The organism is Amycolatopsis plumensis, assembly GCF_042652605.1.
Classification (GTDB): domain Bacteria; phylum Actinomycetota; class Actinomycetes; order Mycobacteriales; family Pseudonocardiaceae; genus Amycolatopsis; species Amycolatopsis plumensis.
Genome location: NZ_JBHSJY010000001.1, coordinates 7,190,133 through 7,209,686, shown reverse-complemented (window position 1 = coordinate 7,209,686; position 19,554 = coordinate 7,190,133). Strand labels below are relative to the sequence as shown.

Sequence of the window (19,554 nt, the reverse complement as noted above, 5' to 3'; positions counted from 1 at the left end):
GAGCCCCGACGGCAACCCGGGCACCGCACAGCTGCCGCGCGCTACCTCAGCCGGTACCCGCGGATGATCGTCTGGTCGACGGTGTTGCCCGCACCGTCGGTCGCGGTGGCCCGCAGCGACACGAACGCGGCCCCGGCGGGGTGTCGCAGGCCGGCGAGCCACTGTCCGTCGCCGCGCCACACCGGCACGGCCCGCCAGGTGCCACCGTCGTCATAGGACACCCCTACCTTCAACGAGGTGATGCGGGCCTGCTCTTCGGTGTGCTCCACCCGCACCGGCACGACGAACGGGACACCGCCCGGCGCGCGGTTGTGGTCGTCCAGCCACGGGGTGAACCGCACCGCCATCAGGGGGATCGGCCGCACCTGCGCTCCCGGCACGGTGCCCGACCGGAACGTCCAGTCCGCGGTGACTCTCGTGGACAGCCCGGCCGAGCTGCTCCGCGCCGACTCGCTGTGCAGCCGGTACGGACTCTCCCCCGGTGGCACGTCGAACTCATGGTAGCCCGCCCACGGCTGGCCGCCGATCCGCTCGTCTCCCCGGTCCAGCACGGTTTCGGCGGAGTCCGTCACCGACTGTCCATAGTGGCCGGACGACGGATCGCTGAACGGCGCCAGGTCGAAGTACACCGTGTCACCGGCCCGGCCCGCCCATTCCGCCGGGGACCCGGGATACGGCGGGAAAGCCGGCCCGAGCACCCCGGTGTTCCAGTGTTCGGCCACGGACTCGCCCCGCCGGAACGTCCTCGGCACGGTCTGCGTGGACCACTCGTACAGCGGCTTCTCCACGGGCTTGCCGAAGAAACGCTCCCAGGGCGTGTCCGGGCTGTAGTACTCCTGGAGCGTGAACGGAAGTGGCGCCCGCACCGTGTAGTCGCGTTCGCCGATCTCCCCGCTGGCGCCGCTCGCGGCGTGCGTGGACCGGACGGCGGCGAGGTCGCGATCCGCGAAGTGCCGCACGAGCTCGGCCGGCACGCGGCCCTGCTCCGCCCACCGGAGGTGGTACAGGTACGGGCTGCCGGTGAAGCCGCCCTGCCCGTCGCGCCGGGCGAGCAGCCCCTCCGCGGTGAACGTGAACTCGGGTGCGCTCGTGGCCGAGGGACGCACCCACACCTTGTCGAACGCACCGAAGTCGCGGAAACCCGTCTCGCCGAAGGACGTCGTGCGCAGGAACGACTGGATCGTCTCGGAGTCACCGGCGTTCGGCCGGTCGATCTTCATGCCGACCGGTTCGGCGTCCCGGGCGTCGACGGCCATCCCGGTGTCCCCGGTGACGGTGATCTCCGGTTCGGCGAACAGCGCCCTGATCAGCTCGTTTCCGGCGTTCCGGCCGAGGACGGTGGCGTGGAAGAAGTACCGCCCCGGTGGCAGCCGGACGACGGTCGACCCGGTCCGCACGGTGGCCAGGTACGCCGCGGGCCGGTCGAGGCCGACAAAGCGGTACTCGGCAAGCTGTGCGGGGTTTCCCTGCCAGTCGAGGAAGTCGAGCTTGACGTCGTGGTTCTCGGCCTCCCGCTGGACGCCGAGCGGGGTGCGGACCACGTTCCCGCCACCGGTGGCGACGACCGTGCCGCCGTAGGTGCCGTCCGGGCCGTCGACCGCGGTGTCCGCGATCAGCGTCGCGGTGGCCTGCCCGCCCGCGGGAACCTCGAGGGTGCGCGGCGCCACGGTGAACATCCCGGCGGGCGCCGGGTTCCCGGCCTGGTCACGCACGACCACGGCCAGGTCCAGGGTGACCGGGGTGGTGCCGGTGTTCCGGTAGGTGAGGACCGTCGGGATCGGCTGGTCGTCCCCGTGCGGCCACCGCGCCTGTCCGAGGGACACGCTCGCCGGGGTGGCCAGCACGGGCTGGCGGACCGCCCGCGCGACGTCGACCCGGCCGGCCCCCTGTTCGTACACCGTCAGCCCGTCGCGGGGCGCGGCGCTGCCCATCAGCGCGGACTTCAGCCGCGCCGGATCCCAGTCCGGGTGCATCCCGGCGAGGATCGCCGCCGCGCCCGCCACGTGCGGTGCCGCCATCGACGTGCCGGACATGGCCGTGTACTCGTCGTCGACGGGTGTCCCGAGGTGCCCGTTCTTCGCGCGAGCGGCGACGATGCCCACCCCCGGAGCGGTGATGTCCGGTTTGACGGCACCGTCGGCGCGCGGGCCACGGCTGGAGAACTCGGCGAGCGCGTCGTCGCCGTCCACCGCCCCGACCGTCAGCGCAGCGTCCGCGGCGCCGGGGCTGGCGACCGACCCGCCGCGCGGGCCTTTGTTCCCGGCGGAGACCACGAACAGCGCGCCCGACTGCGCGGTGAGCCGGTTCACCGCCTCCGACAGGACGTCCACGGCCGGGTCCTTGCCGGAGGCCACCGAGCCGCTCAGGCTCATCGCGATGACGTCCGCCCCCTGCGCGGCCGCCCATTCCATGCCCGCGACGACCGAGGACTCGGTGCCGTTGCCGGTGTCGTCGAGCACCTTCCCCACCAGGAGCCGGGTGTCGGGAGCGACGCCCCGGAACCGGCCGGCCGAGGCCGCGCCGCTGCCGGTGATGATCGACGCGACGTGCGTGCCGTGGCCGACCCGGTCGTCGCTGCCGCCGGGACTTCCGGTGAAGTCCCTGGCCCCGGCCACCGCGTCGGCGAGGTCGGGATGGGTGGCGTCGATGCCGGTGTCGAGGACGGCGACGGTCGTGCCGCTTCCGGTGTGCCCGGCCTGCCAGGCCTGCGGCGCACCGATCTGCGGCACGCTGTGGTCCAGGTCGACGTGCACCGGGCCGTCGAGCGCCACCCGCTGGACACCGGGCGACAGCGTCGCACCGCCCCCGGCGTCCAGCGCCGCCCACACCGAGGACACCGCGTCCTTGGCCGGGCGGATGGCGGTGGCGCCGACGCTGGGCAGCTCGCGGCCGCCCGCGAGCCCGTTGCGGTGGCCGCCGCCGGTGTGGGTCACGACCAGCGGCAGGTCCGGCCGGGCCTCGTCGTGGTAGCCGGCCTCGACGAGTGCCGAGACGTCGAACAACCGCGGGTCGAGCTGTCCGCCCGCGACGAGCGCCTCGACGTCGCGAGGGACCACCACGCTGTGGCCGTTCTCGTCGATCCGCTGCTCGAAACCGACGTGCTCGCGGCCCGGCGCGGGTCTCACGCGGACGTCGTCCCGGCCGGTGAGCGTCACCCGGTCGCCGGTCACGAGGGTGACGGTCTTCCCCGCCGGCCGCGCCGGTGCGGTGGCGGCGATGCCGTTCGCGGAGGCGCCCGGTGGTGCGACCACGGCGGCGAGCGCCGCGACGAAAGCCAGCGCCGCGTGGCCGAGGCGTCGTCCGGTGGGCCGCGTCACGAGGTCGCTCCCACGGAGTCGACGACCACCTGGTCGGTGCTGGACCAGGCGATCACGGTCCCGGTCGGCCAGTCGGCCCCGGTGGTCGCCACCATTCTGGTGCCGAGCACCCGGGAGGTCACCGGGTCGAGGATGATCTCGTAACGGAAGCCTTCCGCGTTCCGCCCGATGGCCACGCCGGCGCGGCCGCTCAGGTCGACCTGGCCCGGCACCCGCTCGATGCCCGGCAGCAGGGCGATGGCCTGGTACAAGGCCGTGCGGGCCGCGGGCGTCAGCAGCGCGTCGGCACGGGCGGCGAAGCTGGCGGCCGTCTTGAAGGCCAGGTAGTCGTTGTCGTGCTTGGTGCTCGGGCCCGCGGCGGCCCGGAACACCGCCAGCAGCTGCTCCGGGTCGGTGGGCAGGCTCGCCACCCAGGACAGCGTCGGGTTGTCGACGCCCGGCTCCTTCGGCTGGACGATCGGCAGCTGTTCCTTCGGATTGCCGTTCGGGTTCGGGTACACCTGGGTGAACGGCTTCGGCAGGGACTTGCCGTTGGCGGCGAGCTTGCGCGCGTCCGCGTCCGTCAACGGCCGGACGTCGAGGTTGCTCGTCATCTCCATGCGCACCGTCCGCAGCCCGTCCGCCGCGAACCACGTCTTGTTCTCCGTCTCCGCGACCACCCGGGCCTCGCCGTCCGCGCCCACCGGGATCCCGGTCACGACCTGGCCACGCAGGTGGGAGTACACGAACTGATCGGGCCGGACCGCCAGCGGCCGGAGGGCACCGGTGTGCGCGGCGAGCGTGATCAGTGCCTCGCGGGCCGGGGTGTCCGCGCCGACGAGCGGTGCGGGGCGGGCGGGGCGGGCGGGATCGGCGCTGGTCGGCAGCGCGGTCGAGTCGCCGCCGGTCGGCTGCACCGCGATGGCGATACCCAGGCCCGCGACGAGCGTGACCGACGCGGCGGCGAGCACCACGCGCCCGCGGTGGCGGGGTGCCGGCGGAGCCTGCATCGACCGGAGGGCCTTGGCGCGCATCCTCGCGAGGGCGGCGTTGTCCGGGGCCGGGGTGTCGAGGACGGACCGGAGCAGGGTGAGCTCGTGCTGCTCGTCCGGTGCTTGGGGGGTGGTCATGAGGTCATCTCCCGGGAGGCGGATACGTCGGCATGGGCGGGCAGGACGTCACGCAGCCGTTTCCTGGCCCGGTGCAGCGCGGAACGCACCGTCCCGACCGGAATGCCGAGTGCGGTGGCGATCTCGACGTAGTCCAGGTCCGCCAACGCGAAGAGCAGCAGCACGTCCCGCTGCCGGCGCGGCATCTGTTCGAGAGCCGCGGTGATCAGCCGCACGTACTCGGCGGCATCGGTCCGCTCGACGGCCCGCAGCGCCGGCTCGTCACCCCCGGCAAGGGGCGGCACCACCTTCGCCATGGCGCGATACCGCGCCAGCTCCTGCCGCCACCGCCGCCGCAACAGGTTGGTGGCGATCCCGTACAACCAAGGCAGGGCGTTCACCCGCCCGGCGTCGTACCGATCGCGTTGCTTGAACGCCAGGCAGAACACGTCGGCGACCACGTCCTCCGCCACCCCGGCCCCGACCCGGCCGGCACAGTACCGGTGCAACGCCGGCGCATACCGATCGAACAACACACCGAACTGCTCGGCGTCCCCGGCCACCAACTCAGCGTCCGACCCCACCGGCGGCGGATCGCTGTCTCCCACAGAACGCAACGACGTCATACCCCCTCTTTGCCACCACGCCCCTTCCGGGTTCCCCGCCTCAGGGGGGCCATGGTGCCGGGCCGGCCGGCACCATGGCGGCGCGCCCTGCTCAGCAGCTCCCGATGGAATAGGCATCCCATACCGAACCCGGGGAAATGCCCGCCTCCCCGACCAGCTTCGTCCCGCCCCGCACGACACAAACCGTGTAGTCCGGCCACAGGACCCGGTCGACGGTGATCCGCACGCTCCGCGTTTCGCAGTTCGTGTAGTACGCGTCGGTCCACAGTCCCATGAACTGGGTCCAGTAACCGCATGCCGCGACCGACTTGTCCGGCGAGGCCGAACGGGTATCCGTGGCGACCTCCGCCTGGGCCACCGTCGTCCCGGCCATCAGAAAACCACTTACCGCAGCCACGGCGAGGCCCACCCGCATCATTTTGAACACAGCACACTCCCCAATAGTGGAATACGGAACTTCGCCAGCGAAGTGGCGACAGCCACGCAAGGTTAGGGCACTGCACCGGGGACCCGTCTCTTCTCTCCGTCGCCGACCTCGGCGGCGGCCGCTCCACGATCACAGGGGCACTTTCGAATCTTTCGAATCGCCGAAGCCCGCCATTCCGATACACCTTCGCAACCACGATCCGGTTCACGTGGTTGTCGGCACCGGCGAGAAGCGAAAAACACTCGACATCCCCATCTCACGCGGTTTCGACATATTCGCTCAGCGCCGGATATCACCCGCATGGGTTGAAGTGAATCCTTTCCGGCATATCCGCGACCGGCTTCGGCGGATTGAACGATCGAGAGCCGAGGAGCACCCGCGTGTCTCCTTCCCCACGGCAACAGCGCAATGCCGTCCGGCACCGGCTGCATGCCGGAAACCGGGCCCGGCTCGCCGGAGGCCGGGAAAAGCGGAGCACGCGGGACGTTCTGCGACTGAGCGTCGGAGCGGCCGCCGTGGTCGCGGCCGTGTGCGCCGCCGCGATCGCTGCGACGCCGGAACCCCCTTCGCCCGAGCCGGTCGCGGCGCCGCCCCTGTCCCTGCAGCCGCCGGCCCCGACCTTCGCCGACACCCCGCCCGCGCCACCGGCGTCCGCTTCCGCCACGAGTCCGGTGACTTTCACGGCCGTGCCCGTTTCCACCCCGGCGCCCGAGCGGCCCCGGCCGGCGGCGCCGACCACCGCCTCCGTCGTCCCCGCTCCGGTGCGGGCGGCTTCCTGCACCGTCCGGTTCACGATCACGGATTCCTGGCCCGGCGGGTTCACCGCCTCGGTGGGGATCACCAACACCGGCGGTTCGGCGGTCTCTCCGTGGAAGCTCACCTGGACGTTCACCGCGGGCCAGCAGGTCACGCACGGCTAGGACGGTGAGTACACGCAGTCCGGCGACCGGGTGACGGTCCACCCGGCGTCGTACAACCCGGCCATAGCGGCATCCGCGACGACCAACATCGGCTTCAACGGCTCGTACGCCGCCACGAACCGCTCCCACGGGGTTCGCCCTGAACGGAACACCGTGCGGGCACTGATCATCGCCGGATTCCTGTCGCGATCGGACAACGCCGGATTCCCGCGGGGCCGGTGGCCGAACAGGACGATGTCGGCGCCGGGCGCCGGGGGTGGGACGACGAGCACGCCGGCGAAGGCCACCGTGCCGAAGACGAGCGCGTGCGTGCGCCGTCTCGGGAACCTGCGGCGGCGCAAAGGTCCGGCCTCGAGCTGTCCGTGGCGACACTCGCCCTCGCCGGTCTCGTCGCACCGGCCTTCGACGCCTCCTACGACATCTGGATAAATCCCCCGGCCAAGACCAGGGCAACGGAACGAACGACGGCACTCCCTTCCAGCTGTGGGACTGCACCGGCCAGGGCAACCAGAAGTGGGCCCGCACCGGCAGCGCGTTCACCAACCCCGCCACCGGCAAGTGCCCGGACGTCGCCGACGGGCTCGACGGCCAACGGCACCCGCACCCAGATCTGGGACTGCTACGGCAGCGGCACCCAGGCCGACCAGGTCTGGTCGCTGCGCTGAACCGGTGGTGCCCCGCCCCCGGGCCGACACCGGCCTACCGCGGAATGGCGCCGGCTTCGCCGTGGGTGATGACGAAGCTCGCGCGGGTCGTGACCGGTGCGCCGGGCCGCGAAACGTGGTCGACCACGCGGTAGTCCGCCGTCCACTCCGTCCGGGTCACGACGTTGCGGACGTAACCGCGCTTACGGTTGATGAACTTGATGTGCGGGTTCTCCTTCAGCTGCACGGCGTCGCCCGCGTTCTGGTCGACGCCGTCGCCGCCGGAGGTGATCGACGTGCCCACCAGTTCCGTGCCCACGGTCGCCGATGCCGGGTTCGTGAAGTCGGCCTTGATGTCGGCGACGTAGCTTGCGTGCACGTCACCGGTGATCACCACCGGGTTGCTCGCCTTCGCCAGGTGGTCGCGGACGAGGTCGCGCTCGACCGGGTAGCTGTCCCACGCGTCGTCGCTGAAGCTCGTCTCCGGGCCCGCGGTGAAGTCGCGGGCGGAGAAGAACACCTGCTGGGCCAGGATGTTCCAGCGCGCGGTGCGGCCGGCCAGGTTGCGCAGGAGCCAGTCCCGCTGGGCGGAACCGAGGATCGTGCGGGCCGGGTCGAGTCGCTCGGCCGGCGTCACCTCCTGGTCGTCGCGGAACTGGCGGGTGTCGAGCAGGTGCATGTCCACCAGGTCGCCGAACGTCAGCCGCCGGTGGATGCGGATGTCCGGGCCGGACGGGCGCTGGGCGCGCCGCAGCGGCATGTGCTCGTAGTACGCCTGGAACGCGGCCGCGCGGCGCTGCCGGAACACCGCCGGGTCCTGGTCGGGTTCGGTGTCGGGCTGGGAAATGTCGCCCGCCCAGTTGTTCTCCACCTCGTGGTCGTCGAACACGACCGCCCACGGGAAGGCCGCGTGGGCCGCCTGCAGGTCCGGGTCGCTCTTGTACTGGGCGAGCCGGGTGCGGTAGTCGGCCAGCGTCCAGATCTCGGCCGCCGGCGCGTGCGCACGGCCGATCGTGCCCTGCGCGCCCCCTTCGTAGATGTAGTCGCCGAGGAACGCGACGAGGTCGAGATCCTCGTCGGCCAGGTGCCGGTAGGCCGTGTAGAAACCTTCCGGGTAGTTCTGGCAGCTGGCGAAGGCGAACGCGAACCGGCCGGTCCGTGCACCCGGCCGCGGCGCGGTCTTCGTCCGGCCCACCGGGCTCAGCTCGCCTCCGGCCCGGAAGCGGTAGAAGTACTCGGCCCCCGGCCGCAGTCCGGCCACCTCGGCGTGCACCGCGTGCGCCTGCTCGGGGCGGGCGAGCTCGGCGCCGGCCGCCACCACGCGGTGGAACCGCTCGTCCTCGGCGACCTGCCAGGTCACCGGGACCGGCCGGGCGGGCATCCCCCCGTCGGCGGCCAGGGGTTCGGGCGCCAGCCGCGTCCACAGCACCACGCCGCCGGGCAGCGGGTCGCCCGACGCGACCCCCAGCGTGAACGGCGCCCGGACCGCCGCGCGCCCGGCGCCTTCGGCGGCCGCGGCCGGGATGCCCGACAGCGCGGCAGCGCCGAGCGCGGCGGTACCGGCCAGCAGGACCTGCCGGCGGGACGGCGCCGGCCCCGCGGCGGCGTCGAAGGGACGAGCCATGTGTCACCTCTTCCGAAAAGACCGTTATGGCCCGCACACGCTAAGTTCGGAGGATGACTACGGTGCGACATCGCGATGACCCGGCGGTGTACACCCGGATGAGGTATTGATCTGGCTTTTGCTGTTCAGGGCGTGCGGTACACGATCAGCACGGGAGTCTCGGAGACCTCGATCGTGTCGCCGGGATGCAGAGGACTGCCGGTTCCGTCGAGCTGCCGCACTTCTTCGGCGTGGGGGGCGGCGGTGGTCTTCGCGGTGCCGTGGTGTGTCCAGCGGATCACCAGCAACCGGTGGTCCGGGGTGGTGAACTCGCACTGCCACACGTTGGCGGGCAGGCCGATCGCCACGCCGTGGCCGCAGGAGCGGCTCGTCGTGTGCGACAGCCAGCGCTGCAGTTCCTCGACGGCGAGCGCGGCACGAGTGGGCGGGCCGCCGACCCCTTGGAGCACGATCGGCAGCCGCGTGCTGCCCCAGTTGTAGAAGTACGTGCGGGCGAGGCTGAAATTGCTGCCGTAGAGCGCGACGAGGTAGAACCGGGTCGCGTAGTCGACGGCACGTCGATCGTCGAGGGCATCTTCGAGCACGTACTCGTAGGTGACGCCGGTGTTCCACAGCGTGGGGTGCACACCCGCGTCGTGCAGGGCGTGGTCGACCTGCCCCAGCAGGTCGACCATGGTCTCCGGGGGGTCGAGCGCGTGCCGCTGGTGCAGGTTCAGGCCGGCGACGTCGCAGTGGTCGTAGCCCCGCAGCTCGGCGAACCGGCGCAGGACCCGCCGGCCCTCGTCGGTCCACAGCCCGGCGATGGACGGACACACCACGACCGCCTCGGGATCGGCGGCTTTGATGATCCGGCTCGCCCGGCGCGTCATCTCGACCAGCGTCTCCGTCGAACCGGAGTAGTAGCGCACGTCGTTGGCGTGCACCCACACCTCATACGCCTCGATCCGGCCGCGATACCGGGTGACGAGGGTACGGACGAAGCGGTCCCAGGCCGTGAGGTCGTCGGGCGGCGCACTGCGTGCTCCGTCGCCGTACGGGGACTTGGGTCCGTGGGGCGCCGCCCAGGCCGGAGTTCCCCCGAAGACGAGCGTCGCCGGAAGGCCGGCGTGCTCGGCTCCGGCGACCAGGCGGTCCAGGACGGTCCAGTCGTACACTCCCGGTTCCGGCTGCAGGCTCGCCCAGCGGGTCCCGCTGTCCCAGAACCGCAGGCTGCCGACCCGGAACGCCGGCATGGAACCACTTCGCGAAGAGGCCGTCACGCCGAACAACCTCGGGTCGACCGGGTTTTCCTTCTGCCAGGACGGACCGTCGATGCGCTGCGCGGCGCCGGTGTGCACTGTGCGCGGAACACCGGCCGCCGTCACCAGTAACGCCACCGCCGACAACACGGCGACGACCCGGGCCAGGCCGGGCATTCGCCGCCTTTTCTTCGGAAAAGAAATCTGGTTCGCAGCCGGTGGCACCGCGTCCGGATCGACGGCCCGGCGCCAATGCCGCAGCAAATCGACGAGGTCGACGTCGGTCGCCTCGCACGCGGCGGCAATGCGGACCACGGTCTGGTAATCGGGCGGAACGGTTTTCCCGGTGCAGTACCGATGCAGGGTGGAACTGCTGCTGTGGGTTCTGCGGCCGAGCTCGGCATAACTGAGCCCGCTCCGGTCCTTGAGTTCGGCCAGACGTCCGGCGAGCTCGTCGTCCGCACCGGGCACCCCCATCGACCTCCCCCGTCGGCGTCGTGGACCAGTATGCCATCCGGCATCCCATGGCACGGCAAAACGCCTGCTCAACGGGGGTATGCGCATGTCGGGACGGCGACCGGCCCGGCCAGCCTTGCCGCGGTTGCCGTTCTCCGGACAGGGTGGCCCTCGGCGGGAAGCCCCCCTTTTCGGAACGAGGAAGGCTTGTGATGAGAAAGATCGTTTCGGCGTTGGTCGCCATCGTGGTCGCGGCGTCGGGCTTGGTCCTGGGATCGGGCGTGGCCGCGGCCGATGTCGTGGTTGCGCCCGGTGCGACCGGGCACGTGTGCAGCGGCTACAAATACATGCCGAACCCCAAGCTCTACTGGCAGTCCTGCGCCTGGGCCGACAACAACGAAGTGTGGTTCACCGTGCACTTCGGCAACGCCACCGACAGCGCGTGGACCGTGAGCGCCACCGGTATCGACTACTACATGTCGGGCCAGTTCCACGTTGGCTGCACCATCTACGATTTCGTCGTGCCCGCCCACTCCGTGAAAGGCACCCCGAGCAACTACTGCGCCTATTCCCGGAAACGTGCCGCCTACCAGTCGGTGGGGATCGTGTCGGACGACAATTTCGTCGACAAAGCGATCAGCGACTCGCTGCAGGTCCAGTGACTCGCTGCCGGTCCGGCGCACCGCGAACGGGCGCCCGTGCGCCTGCTCGCGGTGCACGGTGAGGCGCTTGCCTCAGTGGCCCTGACCGGTACCGCCGTCGGCTTGGCCCGTGCCGGCGCAGTTGTCCGGGGTGCGGCCTTCGCCGCCGAGGCCGTTCGCCGCGTCCTGGACCGGCACCTGGACACCCAGGACGTTCACGTTGACGTCGCAGAACCCGACCGTTCCGCTGACGTTGTGCAGCGCGTCGGTGTTGTTCAGGTTCAGCAGACTGAACTGGCTGGTGGAGTCGTACGCGGTGTCGGCGGCGGCGACGCCACCGGCCAGGAAGGCACCGGCCCCCAGGGCCGTGGTCACGACGAAGATCTTCTTCAACATGCGGGGAAACTCCTGAAAAGGGAATTGCTTGACGAGGTCACTGCGACGGTGTTTCGCCGCGCGCGAGCAGAAAATACTGGGCCGTCCGTCCGGCGCTCCACCTCGGAACACCATCGTGTCAGTCCCCGGCCCGCCGACCGCGGCCTCGTTGACTCGTTCGTGCGAGCCGCGCGAACTGGAGCAAGCCGCCCGCCGTCCTGGTTCCGGGCGCCACCCGCAGTAAGGTGGACGCGCCGACTCGAAGGGGGAACGCCATGACCGATCAGGAAGGTGCCGACTGGATCCCGGCCGGAGCCGATCTTTCGCGGCCCAGTGCCGCCCGGATCTACGACTACCTGCTCGGCGGGGCGCACAACCTCGCCCCCGACCGGGAGGTGGCCCAGAAGCTCGAGGCCATCCAGCCGCAGGTGGCCGCCGTCGCCCGCAGGAACCGGGCGTTCCTCCGGCGGGTGGTGCGGTTCATGCTCGACCAAGGCGTCCGGCAGTTCCTCGACCTCGGGTCCGGCATCCCCACCGTCGGCAACGTGCACGAGGTCGCCCAAGCGGTGGATCCGCAGGCCAAGGTCGTCTACGTCGACTACGAGCCGGTGGCCGTCGCGCACAGCCGGATGCTGCTCGACGGCAACCCGCACGCCGAAGCGCTCGAGGCCAACGCCACGAACACCGACGCCGTCCTGAAGTCCGAACCGGTGCAGCGACTGCTGGATCTCGACGAGCCCGTCGGGCTGCTCGCCATCACCCTGGGGCACTACCTGCCCGAGGTTCGCGGGGTCTTTGCCACCTATCGTGACGCCCTGGGGAAAGGGAGCTACCTCGCCCTCAGCCACCTGACCAACGACTTCGCCGTCCTGAGCGATCCGCGCGTGGCCGAGACCATGCGCAAGACCCAGGACCACATTTACCCGCGCACCAAGGACGAAGTCCTCGCGCTCTTCGAGGGGTTCGAGCTCGTCGAACCCGGGCTGACGACCTCCGCGAACTGGCGGCCGGACCGGCTTTCCGCCGTGGTCGATCCCGAGGAAGACGGCCTCTACGCCGGGGTGGGCCGGAAACCCTAGGCGAACCGCTCCCACGCCGACTGCCGGGTCATCCCCAGCGCCTCGCCGATCTGGGACCACGTGCCACCGAGGGAACGGGCCTTCCCCACCCACGCCGCGAGGTTCTCCTGGACCTGGGTGCTCGCCGCGGACACCGGGGCGAGGTTCTGCAGCACCTGTTCGAGCGGCAGGTCGTGCTCCCACGGGGCGATCATCGGCGCGTCCGCCGGCTTGCCTTCGATCGCCGACACGCACAGCTGGACGCAGCCGTCGCAGATGAAGACACCCGGGCCGCCGATCAGGGTGTCGACCTCCGTGTTCGGCTTGCCACAGAACGAACAGCGCGCGATCACCGTGGAACACCTCCGTTGTCAGGCGTGACCTTACAGACGTAAGGGTGCGCCTGACAAGAGGAACGCCGCCGTCCACTCGGCCAGCTCCGTCAGCCGTCCGGTCAGCTCCTCGATCTCCGCCCAGCGGCGGTGCTCGCGCTCCAGGTCCGGCACGAGGAAGTCCTCCACCAGCAACAAGAGCGTCGCGATCTCGTACGCGACGTCCGCCAACTGCAGGAACGGCCGGTACTCCGCCTCCGTCCCCGCCCCGTGCCGCGCGGCCCAGTCGCGGGCGCCGTGGCCCGCCGTCCGGCACACCGCCACCACCGTGCGCCGCAGGTCGGCGCGGCGGGAACCGGGTGGTCCTTCGGCCAGCGGGGCGACGTTCCAGGCCACCGACAACAGGCAGCACCCGGCGTCGTCCATCGACTCGTTCATCACCGGACGTACTCTGCTGACCGGCACGCACAGTCCCGCCGCTCCGACTCGCCGAGTCACCCCATCGAGTGACGAACCTGGCCGGATCGGGTGAGCATCGGCACCGAGACGAAGTCCGCGAGGGCCTGCTGGCCCGCCGCGTTCGCGTGGATGCCGTCGCCGTTGTCGTACGCCGGGAGGATGCTGTTCGGCTGCAGCGGATCCGCCAGCACCGTGTCGAAGTCCACGACACCCGAGCACTTGCCGCCGCAGGTGTTCCAGCGCTTCACGAACAGAGCGATCTCGTGCCGGGCCAGGTTGGCCTGATCGCCGTAACCCGGCCGCGGCGTGCTCGGCGTGACGAACACCGAGATGCCCGCCGCCCGCAGCCGGGCGAACACCGCGCGGTAGCTGTCGAGGATCGTCGCCGCGTCGCAGCCGTACGCCAGGTCGTTGGTCCCGTAGTAGTAGATGACGGCCGTGACGCCGTGCAGCGCCAGGACGTCCCGGTCCAGCCGGCTCGCCGCGTCCAGGCCGGCGACCGACGGCGGCATCCCCGGGCACGACCGGGCGCTCGTCGTTCCCGAGACGCCCGCGTTGGCGACGGCGAGCGGTGCGGACGCGGCCACGATCCGCCGGGCCAGGTCGTCGGCCCACCGCCGGTTCGCGCCGGGCGTGCTGCCGATGCCGTCGACGACCGAGCTGCCGAACGGGACGACGACCCCGCGCAGCGCCACGTTGTGCACGTCGACCGCGCTGACCACGTACGTCGAGCCGACCGTGGCCGTGAAGGCCTCGCCGGAGACGTCGGCGGCGTGGTCGCCCGAGTCCGGCGGGGTGAGGTAGTTGTCGCGCAACGCCGCCCCGTGGCGGCCGGGGACGACGGTGCCCTCGACCGACATGCTCACCGCCAGGTCGGAGTCCGGGCGCGTCACGAGCCTGGCCTCGTCGCTCCAGACCTCGCCACCGGCGGGAATCGTCACCGCGGGACGGCCGGCGAAGGTCAGGTCACGCAGGGAGCTCACCGCGGCGCCGCCCGCGCTCGGCCCGGCGGTCGCGTGTCCGATGGTCAGCGGCCCGCTGCCGAAGGTGTTCTGGAACCGGACGCGCACCGCGTCGCCGCCCTGGCTGAGGTGGGTGATCATCCGCAGCGACCGGCCGGTGACCGCGGTGTCGGCCCGCCCGTCCTGCGACTGCGCCCACGACGTGAACCAGGCGTGCCCCGCCCCGGCGGCGCCCGGCGCGAAGGAGAAGACGGCCGCGGAAACCACCGCGAGAAGGACGGTCCTGCGCACGGCGCCTCCAGAGTCCACTTAGGACGAACGACGAACGGTTCCTCCGCCGATCGTAAGCAGCCGGTCACAGAAGCGACAGGATTCTGTCCGTTCTTGTCAGCGACGGCCGGGCCAGGGGAAACCGGCGATGGACGCCACCGGCGGCGCTAACCCTTCGCCAGCGCCTGCACCCGGCCGAAGGGGCCGTTGTAATAGTTCTGGTCCCCCGGCAGGCCGCCGCTGCGCGCGAACTGCCAGATGCTCTGCTTGTCCCACCCCGCCGGCAGTTCGCCGACGTCCGGGCCGTACCGCGCCAGCCACAGCGGATCGGTGTTGCCGAACCGGGGGGTGTTGCCGGTGCAGCGCTTCCACCACGCCGTGCTCGTGTAGATCAGCGCGCTGCGCTTGACCTTCGCCAGGTACGTGCGGGTGAAGTCGGCGATCCACGCCGTCAGGTCGGCCGGGTTCTTGCCGTAGCAGACGTCGCCGTACGGGTTGTACTCGATGTCCAGCGCCCCGGGCAGCGTCGTGCCGTCGGGACGCCAGCCGCCGCCGTTGGCGATGAAGTACTCCGCCTGCTCGGCGCCGCCGGAGACGTCCGGGCGGGCGAAGTGGTAGGCGCCGCGGATGATGCCCGCCGCGTGCGCGCCGTCGTACTGCTGCCCGTACTGCGGGTTGACGAACCCGGTGCCCTCGGTCGCCTTGACGTAGGCGAACTTCGCGCCGGCCCCGGCCGCGGCGGTCCAGTCGACCGGGCCCTGGTGCCCGCTGACGTCGTGGCCGAGCGTCTGCTCGGCCAGGTCGGCGCGCGGAGTCCCGTGGACGCCCTCGTGGCGGGCGATCTGGGTGCCCGCGTAGTTCGTGTCCGCCAGGGAGTAGTCGGCTCGGGCCGGCGTCGCGACCACCACGGCCGCGAGCACCGCCAGCGCGGCCGCGCCCGCCACGGTCCGGTTCATCCGGGCTCCGATCACGTCGGCAACAGGTCCGGATTCCATGCTGCCTGCCGCATTCGCTTCCCGCGAGGCTTGTGTCACCCGATGCAGTGATCTTCAGAGTTCGGTGGTGATGATCGCCTCGACGAGCACCTCCCCGGCCGGGGTCAGTTCGACGACGTCCGGTCCCAGCCGGACCAGGCCGCGCGCAGCCAGCGAACGGAACTTGCCCAGCCACGGTTCCGCGAACAGCGAACGTCCCGGAAACCGCTGGCGGTGCAGGGAATCCCGCACCGGCTGCAACGTCGTCAGCGCCATCTTGACGGCCCGGGCCTCCTGCGCCTCGGGCGTGAACCGCGTCGCCGACCCCAGCGGGATCCGGCCGGCGTTCACGGTTTCGGTGTAGCGCCGGGAGTTCACGTCGGTGATCGCCTCGGACGCGCGGCAGCTCGAACTGCCGCCCAGCCCGATCGCCACCTCGGCCTCCTGCTTGTCCTGGTCGACCATGATGGACTTCCACTTCTCCGGCCCGAGACCGTCACGCGCGAAGTACATCGTCGGGTGCTCGGTGTACCCGGCCGCCCGCAGGCCCTCGGTCAGCAGTTCCCGCATCTGGTACTGCTCGCCCAGCGTCGGCCAGCGGTGGCCGTCGCGCACGAGCTTGTCGCGGTAGGACGGCAGCTGCCACGCGGCCGGCTTCTCGCCGGTGACGCCGGTGCGCGTGTCGCTGTAGGAGGCCAGGTGCAGCTTCGTGCACACGATCGCCGTGACTTCGTTCTCCAGGACGACGTCGAGGTCGCGGCGGACGCTGTCGAGCGTCTGGTCGAGCAGGCCGTACATCAGGTCGATGCTGACCCACTCGAAGCCCGCCGAACGCGCGTTGCGCACGAAGTCGACGCACATCTGCGCGGTGTGCTCGCGTCCGCAGAGCCCGAGCACGTGGTCGTCGAACGACTGGACGCCGCTGGACAGCTTGGTGCAGCCCAGCTCCCGCAGCAGCTCCAGCTTGGCCGGGGTGAACGTGCTGGGGTCGCCTTCGAACCGGATGGTCGTGTCGGCGGTGAACCCGAAGTTCGCGCGGTAGAACTCCAGCAGCCGCCGGATTTCCGGTTCCGGCAGCAGCGACGGCGTGCCGCCGAAGACGTTGAACTCCCCCACCTCGGCGCCGCCCAGGTGGGGCACGGCGTCCAGCCAGAGCTTCGCCTCGGCGATGTTGAGGTCGACCCAGTCGGCCGCCTTCTCCATCTTTCCCTTCACCAGCACCACCGGGTACTGGCAGAACCGGCAGCGGTAGGCGCAGGTGGGAATGTAGGACCACAGGTGGATCGGACCCGACGGCGCAGCGAGCTGCGCGTCCAGATCGCGCAGGAACTCCGACGGCGATCCGGGGACGTTGCCCGGGAACACGTGCGCCCCGAACGGATCCTCCTGCACGAAGTCCAGCAGGTGCCGGTTCTCGGGCGCTTCGAGGACGTCGAGCACCGCGGGCCGCGGCCACGCGGGGTCGATCGCGTGCAGCGAGCCGACCGCTTCTTCGTAGCCCAGGGTCATCAGAACACCCCTCCGTTGCCGAAGTAGTTGTGGGCCTCGCCCGACTCGCGGTCCTCGCAGTAGTAGCGGACGAACTCCGCGAACCGCGCGGCCGGCACCTCCGCCAGGCACGGCGGCAGTGGCGGCGGGTGGCCGATGTCCTCGCCGACGTGCCGCCGCAGGCAGGCGAACAGCTCGTCGGCGAACTCGAAGTACAGCCGGTACGACGGCGTCTTGTAGGCGTGGATCGGCGTGAAGTCGACGACGCGCATCTCGTGCCGGATCTCGGTGATCCGCCGGGCCAGCCGCGCGGCGAGATCGGGCCCGAAGAACGCGATCACGGCGTCGTCCTCCAGCAGCGCGGGAGTGAGCAGCACCGGCAGGATGGTGTTCTTCGGCGTGAAGTCCTTGATCGAGAACTCCCACGCCTGCTTCGCCTCGGCTTCGGTGAGATCCACCGGCTCCGAAGGCGCCGACGGCCGGATGTCCCGCATCACGATGATGCCGTCCGAGCCGTACGCGCGGCCGGCGATGACCTCGTCGATGGCGTGGTCGACCCGCCGCGGGTTGATCTCGACACGCGAGCGCGGCGCGTAGGTGATCGGGTCGCCGCCGTTGGCGACCTTGATCCCGAAGTCCCAGTCGTCGGAGAGGTGGTTGACGAACTTGCCGTCCTGCAGCTGGTAGAAGATCTCGATGCCGCCGGCGCGCTCGTAGGCGTCGCGCTCGACGGCGAAGCCCTTGCCGTCGGGGAAGCCGCCGAAGAGCGCGAAGGTGACGGCGCGGCACCGCAGCGTCCGCTGGATCGCATCCCACAGCCGGGGCCGTCCCGTGAAGTGCGCGGGGTTGTAGTAGTAGTCGCAGACGCCGATGGCGGCCTTGCTCGACTCCATGGCCGCGAACAGCTCGCTCAGCCAGTGCGCGTCGACCCGGCAGTCGGCGTCGGCGGAGACGAGGTAGAACCGCTCCCCCGGGTCGCTGTCGGGCCGGTTGCGGCTCCGCGCGGCGGCGAAGTCCATCCCGGCCCGCCGCGCACACGAAACGCCCTGCTCCGGCTCGTGGATGACGTGCAGGGCCAAGTCCGGGTGCTCGGCCGCGAAGGCGTGCGCGATGGCCACGGTGTCGTCGGTGGAGTTGTTGTCGACGAGCACGACTTCGTACCGGTCCTTGTCCAGCCCGCGCTGGTCGTGCAGCGTCCGCAGCACCTCCGGGAGGTTCGCGGCTTCGTTGTAGACCGGCAGCACCACGCTCAGCCGCGTCGCCGCGCCCATCGGCGGCGGGTACAGCCGGTCGACCAGGTCGTCGACCACCCGCGCGCCGAACCGCGCCTGCCCGAGTTCCGAGTTCACCCGCACCACTTCCGCCCGTTTCCCTTCGTCGGTGATCAGCTCGGCGACTTCGCGGGCGAACGCCGCGTCCGGCAGGTCGCGGACCCGGATGTCGAGCACCGGGGCCCGGAAGCCGCCGTAGACGACGTCGTACAGCTCGTACCCGCTCGTGATGTACGGCGTCCCGGACGCGATCGCCTCGCTGACCGGGTTGCCGTAGCTCTCGTAGTCGTAGGAGGTCAGGAACGACACCACGGTCGCGTGGGCGAGGAGGTCGCGCACGGAGTACCGGCCGGGGACGCTCGTGTCGTACGGGGTCAGCCAGCCGCCGAACACGACGCGCTCGCGCACGCCGAGGCGGTCCGCGAGGGCGGCGAGCCGGGCGTGCTCGGTGGGCGTCTCGGCGACGTCACCGGCGACGAACAGCCACGCGTCCGGCAGCAGGGCCAGCAGGTGCAGCTCGCGGTCGATCCGCTTCTGCGGGATGATCCGCGTGATCCGGGCCAGCAGCGGGACGCCGTCGGGAATGCCGTGGTCACGGCGGAAACCCGCGTTCCGCTCGTCGATCCGGGCGGGCGCGATGGCGAAGGAGTTCGGCAGGACGTCGATGTTGGCCAGGCCCGGCACCCACTCCAGGGTCCGCGCCAGCGCCTCTTCGTGCAGGGCGAAGTAGTGGATGTGCGGGGAGTTCCGCGGCGCGGGGACGCCGGGGTACGGGAACGTGCCGTACTTGGCGATCCCGGGTTCGCTCTGCCACATCAGGTCGTGGTCGCGCCAGAAGACGAACCGGCCGAGCCGGTGGCGGGCGCCGTAGCGCTCGATGGCGGTGTACAGCGCCTCGGTGTAGGCGAGGTTTTCCGGCAGGGTCCCGTTTTCCACCATCACCATCGTCACGCCGAGGCGTTCCCAGGTGGCCACGATCCGGTCCGCCAGCTCGCTCGCGACGCGGTCGAGTTCGGGCCGCAGCGCGTCGTCACCGGCCTGGACGACCCGGGCGAGCACCGCTTCGACGAACTCGCGGTCGTAGCCGCGGATCTCGGCCACCCCCTCGACGCGGTCGAGCGTGACCCACTCCGGCAGCAGCTCGGCTTCGTCGCGGTAGGGCCGGAAGAACGCGCCCTTGTCGGCCTTGATGTCGTACCCGAGGTCCAGGTGGACGCGGTGGCCGCGGGCGGCGAAGCGGCGGGCCGTCTTGAGGAACTCGACCACGACCCCGGACAGCGGAGTGGCGTCGAAGGACACGCCCCAGAGCACTGACATCGATGTCAAACCCCCGAATCGGCTTGGCCGTCGACTCCAGCGTAAGCGCGGGGCCGCCGAACGGCCG

General features: G+C 71.2%; 15 protein-coding genes and 1 pseudogene. 3 read left to right on the top strand and 13 right to left on the bottom strand.

Going from position 1 to position 19,554, the window contains the following annotated elements:
- Window positions 1–41: 41 nt before the first annotated feature.
- From ACFPLC_RS34995 to ACFPLC_RS34980, 4 genes are all read right to left on the bottom strand, one after another.
- Window positions 42–3,317 (bottom strand): S8 family serine peptidase, encoded by a 3,276-nt coding sequence (locus tag ACFPLC_RS34995; protein WP_378190957.1) that lies wholly within the window; start codon window positions 3,315–3,317, stop codon window positions 42–44.
- Window positions 3,314–4,426 carry a CU044_5270 family protein gene (locus ACFPLC_RS34990; RefSeq protein ID WP_378190960.1) on the bottom strand — a complete coding sequence of 371 codons (1,113 nt, stop codon included), beginning with the start codon at window positions 4,424–4,426 and terminating at the stop codon, window positions 3,314–3,316. Before ACFPLC_RS34990 ends, ACFPLC_RS34995 begins: the two co-directional genes overlap by 4 nt.
- Window positions 4,423–5,031, bottom strand: a complete 609-nt coding sequence (locus tag ACFPLC_RS34985) for an RNA polymerase sigma factor (protein WP_378236028.1) — start codon at window positions 5,029–5,031, stop codon at window positions 4,423–4,425. Before ACFPLC_RS34985 ends, ACFPLC_RS34990 begins: the two co-directional genes overlap by 4 nt.
- A gap of 91 nt (window positions 5,032–5,122) precedes the next feature.
- The gene (locus ACFPLC_RS34980) at window positions 5,123–5,449 is read right to left on the bottom strand and encodes a DUF6355 family natural product biosynthesis protein (protein WP_378191534.1); all 327 of its coding nucleotides are present in this window, start codon (window positions 5,447–5,449) and stop codon (window positions 5,123–5,125) included.
- A gap of 389 nt (window positions 5,450–5,838) precedes the next feature.
- On the opposite strand from ACFPLC_RS34980, the pseudogene ACFPLC_RS34975 reads away from it, so the two are divergent.
- Window positions 5,839–6,807: pseudogene (locus ACFPLC_RS34975) on the top strand (cellulose binding domain-containing protein).
- Between the two features lie 270 nt (window positions 6,808–7,077).
- Here ACFPLC_RS34975 and ACFPLC_RS34970 read toward each other — a convergent pair.
- Complete coding sequence (locus ACFPLC_RS34970; RefSeq protein ID WP_378190964.1) at window positions 7,078–8,646, bottom strand: alkaline phosphatase D family protein; 1,569 nt, start codon at window positions 8,644–8,646, stop codon at window positions 7,078–7,080.
- 125 nt (window positions 8,647–8,771) lie between these two features.
- On the bottom strand, window positions 8,772–10,361 hold the full coding sequence (locus ACFPLC_RS34965) for a helix-turn-helix domain-containing protein (protein ID WP_378190966.1): 1,590 nt from the start codon (window positions 10,359–10,361) through the stop codon (window positions 8,772–8,774).
- 191 nt (window positions 10,362–10,552) lie between these two features.
- On the opposite strand from ACFPLC_RS34965, the gene ACFPLC_RS34960 reads away from it, so the two are divergent.
- The gene (locus ACFPLC_RS34960) at window positions 10,553–11,002 is read left to right on the top strand and encodes a hypothetical protein (protein WP_378190968.1); all 450 of its coding nucleotides are present in this window, start codon (window positions 10,553–10,555) and stop codon (window positions 11,000–11,002) included.
- Window positions 11,003–11,074: 72 nt separating this feature from the next.
- On the opposite strand, the gene ACFPLC_RS34955 is transcribed toward ACFPLC_RS34960, so the two are convergent.
- Complete coding sequence (locus ACFPLC_RS34955; RefSeq protein WP_378190970.1) at window positions 11,075–11,377, bottom strand: hypothetical protein; 303 nt, start codon at window positions 11,375–11,377, stop codon at window positions 11,075–11,077.
- A gap of 254 nt (window positions 11,378–11,631) precedes the next feature.
- Between ACFPLC_RS34955 and ACFPLC_RS34950 the strand changes: the two genes are divergently transcribed.
- Window positions 11,632–12,435 (top strand): SAM-dependent methyltransferase, encoded by an 804-nt coding sequence (locus tag ACFPLC_RS34950; protein ID WP_378190972.1) that lies wholly within the window; start codon window positions 11,632–11,634, stop codon window positions 12,433–12,435.
- On the opposite strand, the gene ACFPLC_RS34945 is transcribed toward ACFPLC_RS34950, so the two are convergent.
- The 6 genes from ACFPLC_RS34945 to ACFPLC_RS34920 form a co-directional block, all read right to left on the bottom strand.
- Window positions 12,432–12,767: a ClpX C4-type zinc finger protein gene (locus tag ACFPLC_RS34945; RefSeq protein WP_378190974.1), complete on the bottom strand. Its 336-nt coding sequence runs from the start codon at window positions 12,765–12,767 to the stop codon at window positions 12,432–12,434. The two genes, ACFPLC_RS34950 and ACFPLC_RS34945, sit on opposite strands and share 4 nt — an antisense overlap.
- A 30-nt stretch (window positions 12,768–12,797) precedes the next feature.
- Window positions 12,798–13,184 carry a hypothetical protein gene (locus ACFPLC_RS34940; RefSeq protein ID WP_191311365.1) on the bottom strand — a complete coding sequence of 129 codons (387 nt, stop codon included), beginning with the start codon at window positions 13,182–13,184 and terminating at the stop codon, window positions 12,798–12,800.
- A gap of 56 nt (window positions 13,185–13,240) precedes the next feature.
- Window positions 13,241–14,458: a GDSL-type esterase/lipase family protein gene (locus ACFPLC_RS34935; RefSeq protein WP_378190977.1), complete on the bottom strand. Its 1,218-nt coding sequence runs from the start codon at window positions 14,456–14,458 to the stop codon at window positions 13,241–13,243.
- Window positions 14,459–14,604: 146 nt separating this feature from the next.
- The gene (locus ACFPLC_RS34930; protein ID WP_378190979.1) at window positions 14,605–15,393 is read right to left on the bottom strand and encodes a GH25 family lysozyme; all 789 of its coding nucleotides are present in this window, start codon (window positions 15,391–15,393) and stop codon (window positions 14,605–14,607) included.
- 93 nt (window positions 15,394–15,486) lie between these two features.
- A complete protein-coding gene (locus tag ACFPLC_RS34925) occupies window positions 15,487–16,920 on the bottom strand; it encodes a radical SAM protein (protein WP_378190981.1) in 1,434 nt (477 codons plus the stop codon).
- Window positions 16,920–19,487 (bottom strand): glycosyltransferase, encoded by a 2,568-nt coding sequence (locus ACFPLC_RS34920; protein WP_378190983.1) that lies wholly within the window; start codon window positions 19,485–19,487, stop codon window positions 16,920–16,922. The genes ACFPLC_RS34925 and ACFPLC_RS34920 overlap by 1 nt, the downstream gene beginning before the upstream one ends.
- Between the last annotated feature and the right edge of the window lie 67 nt (window positions 19,488–19,554).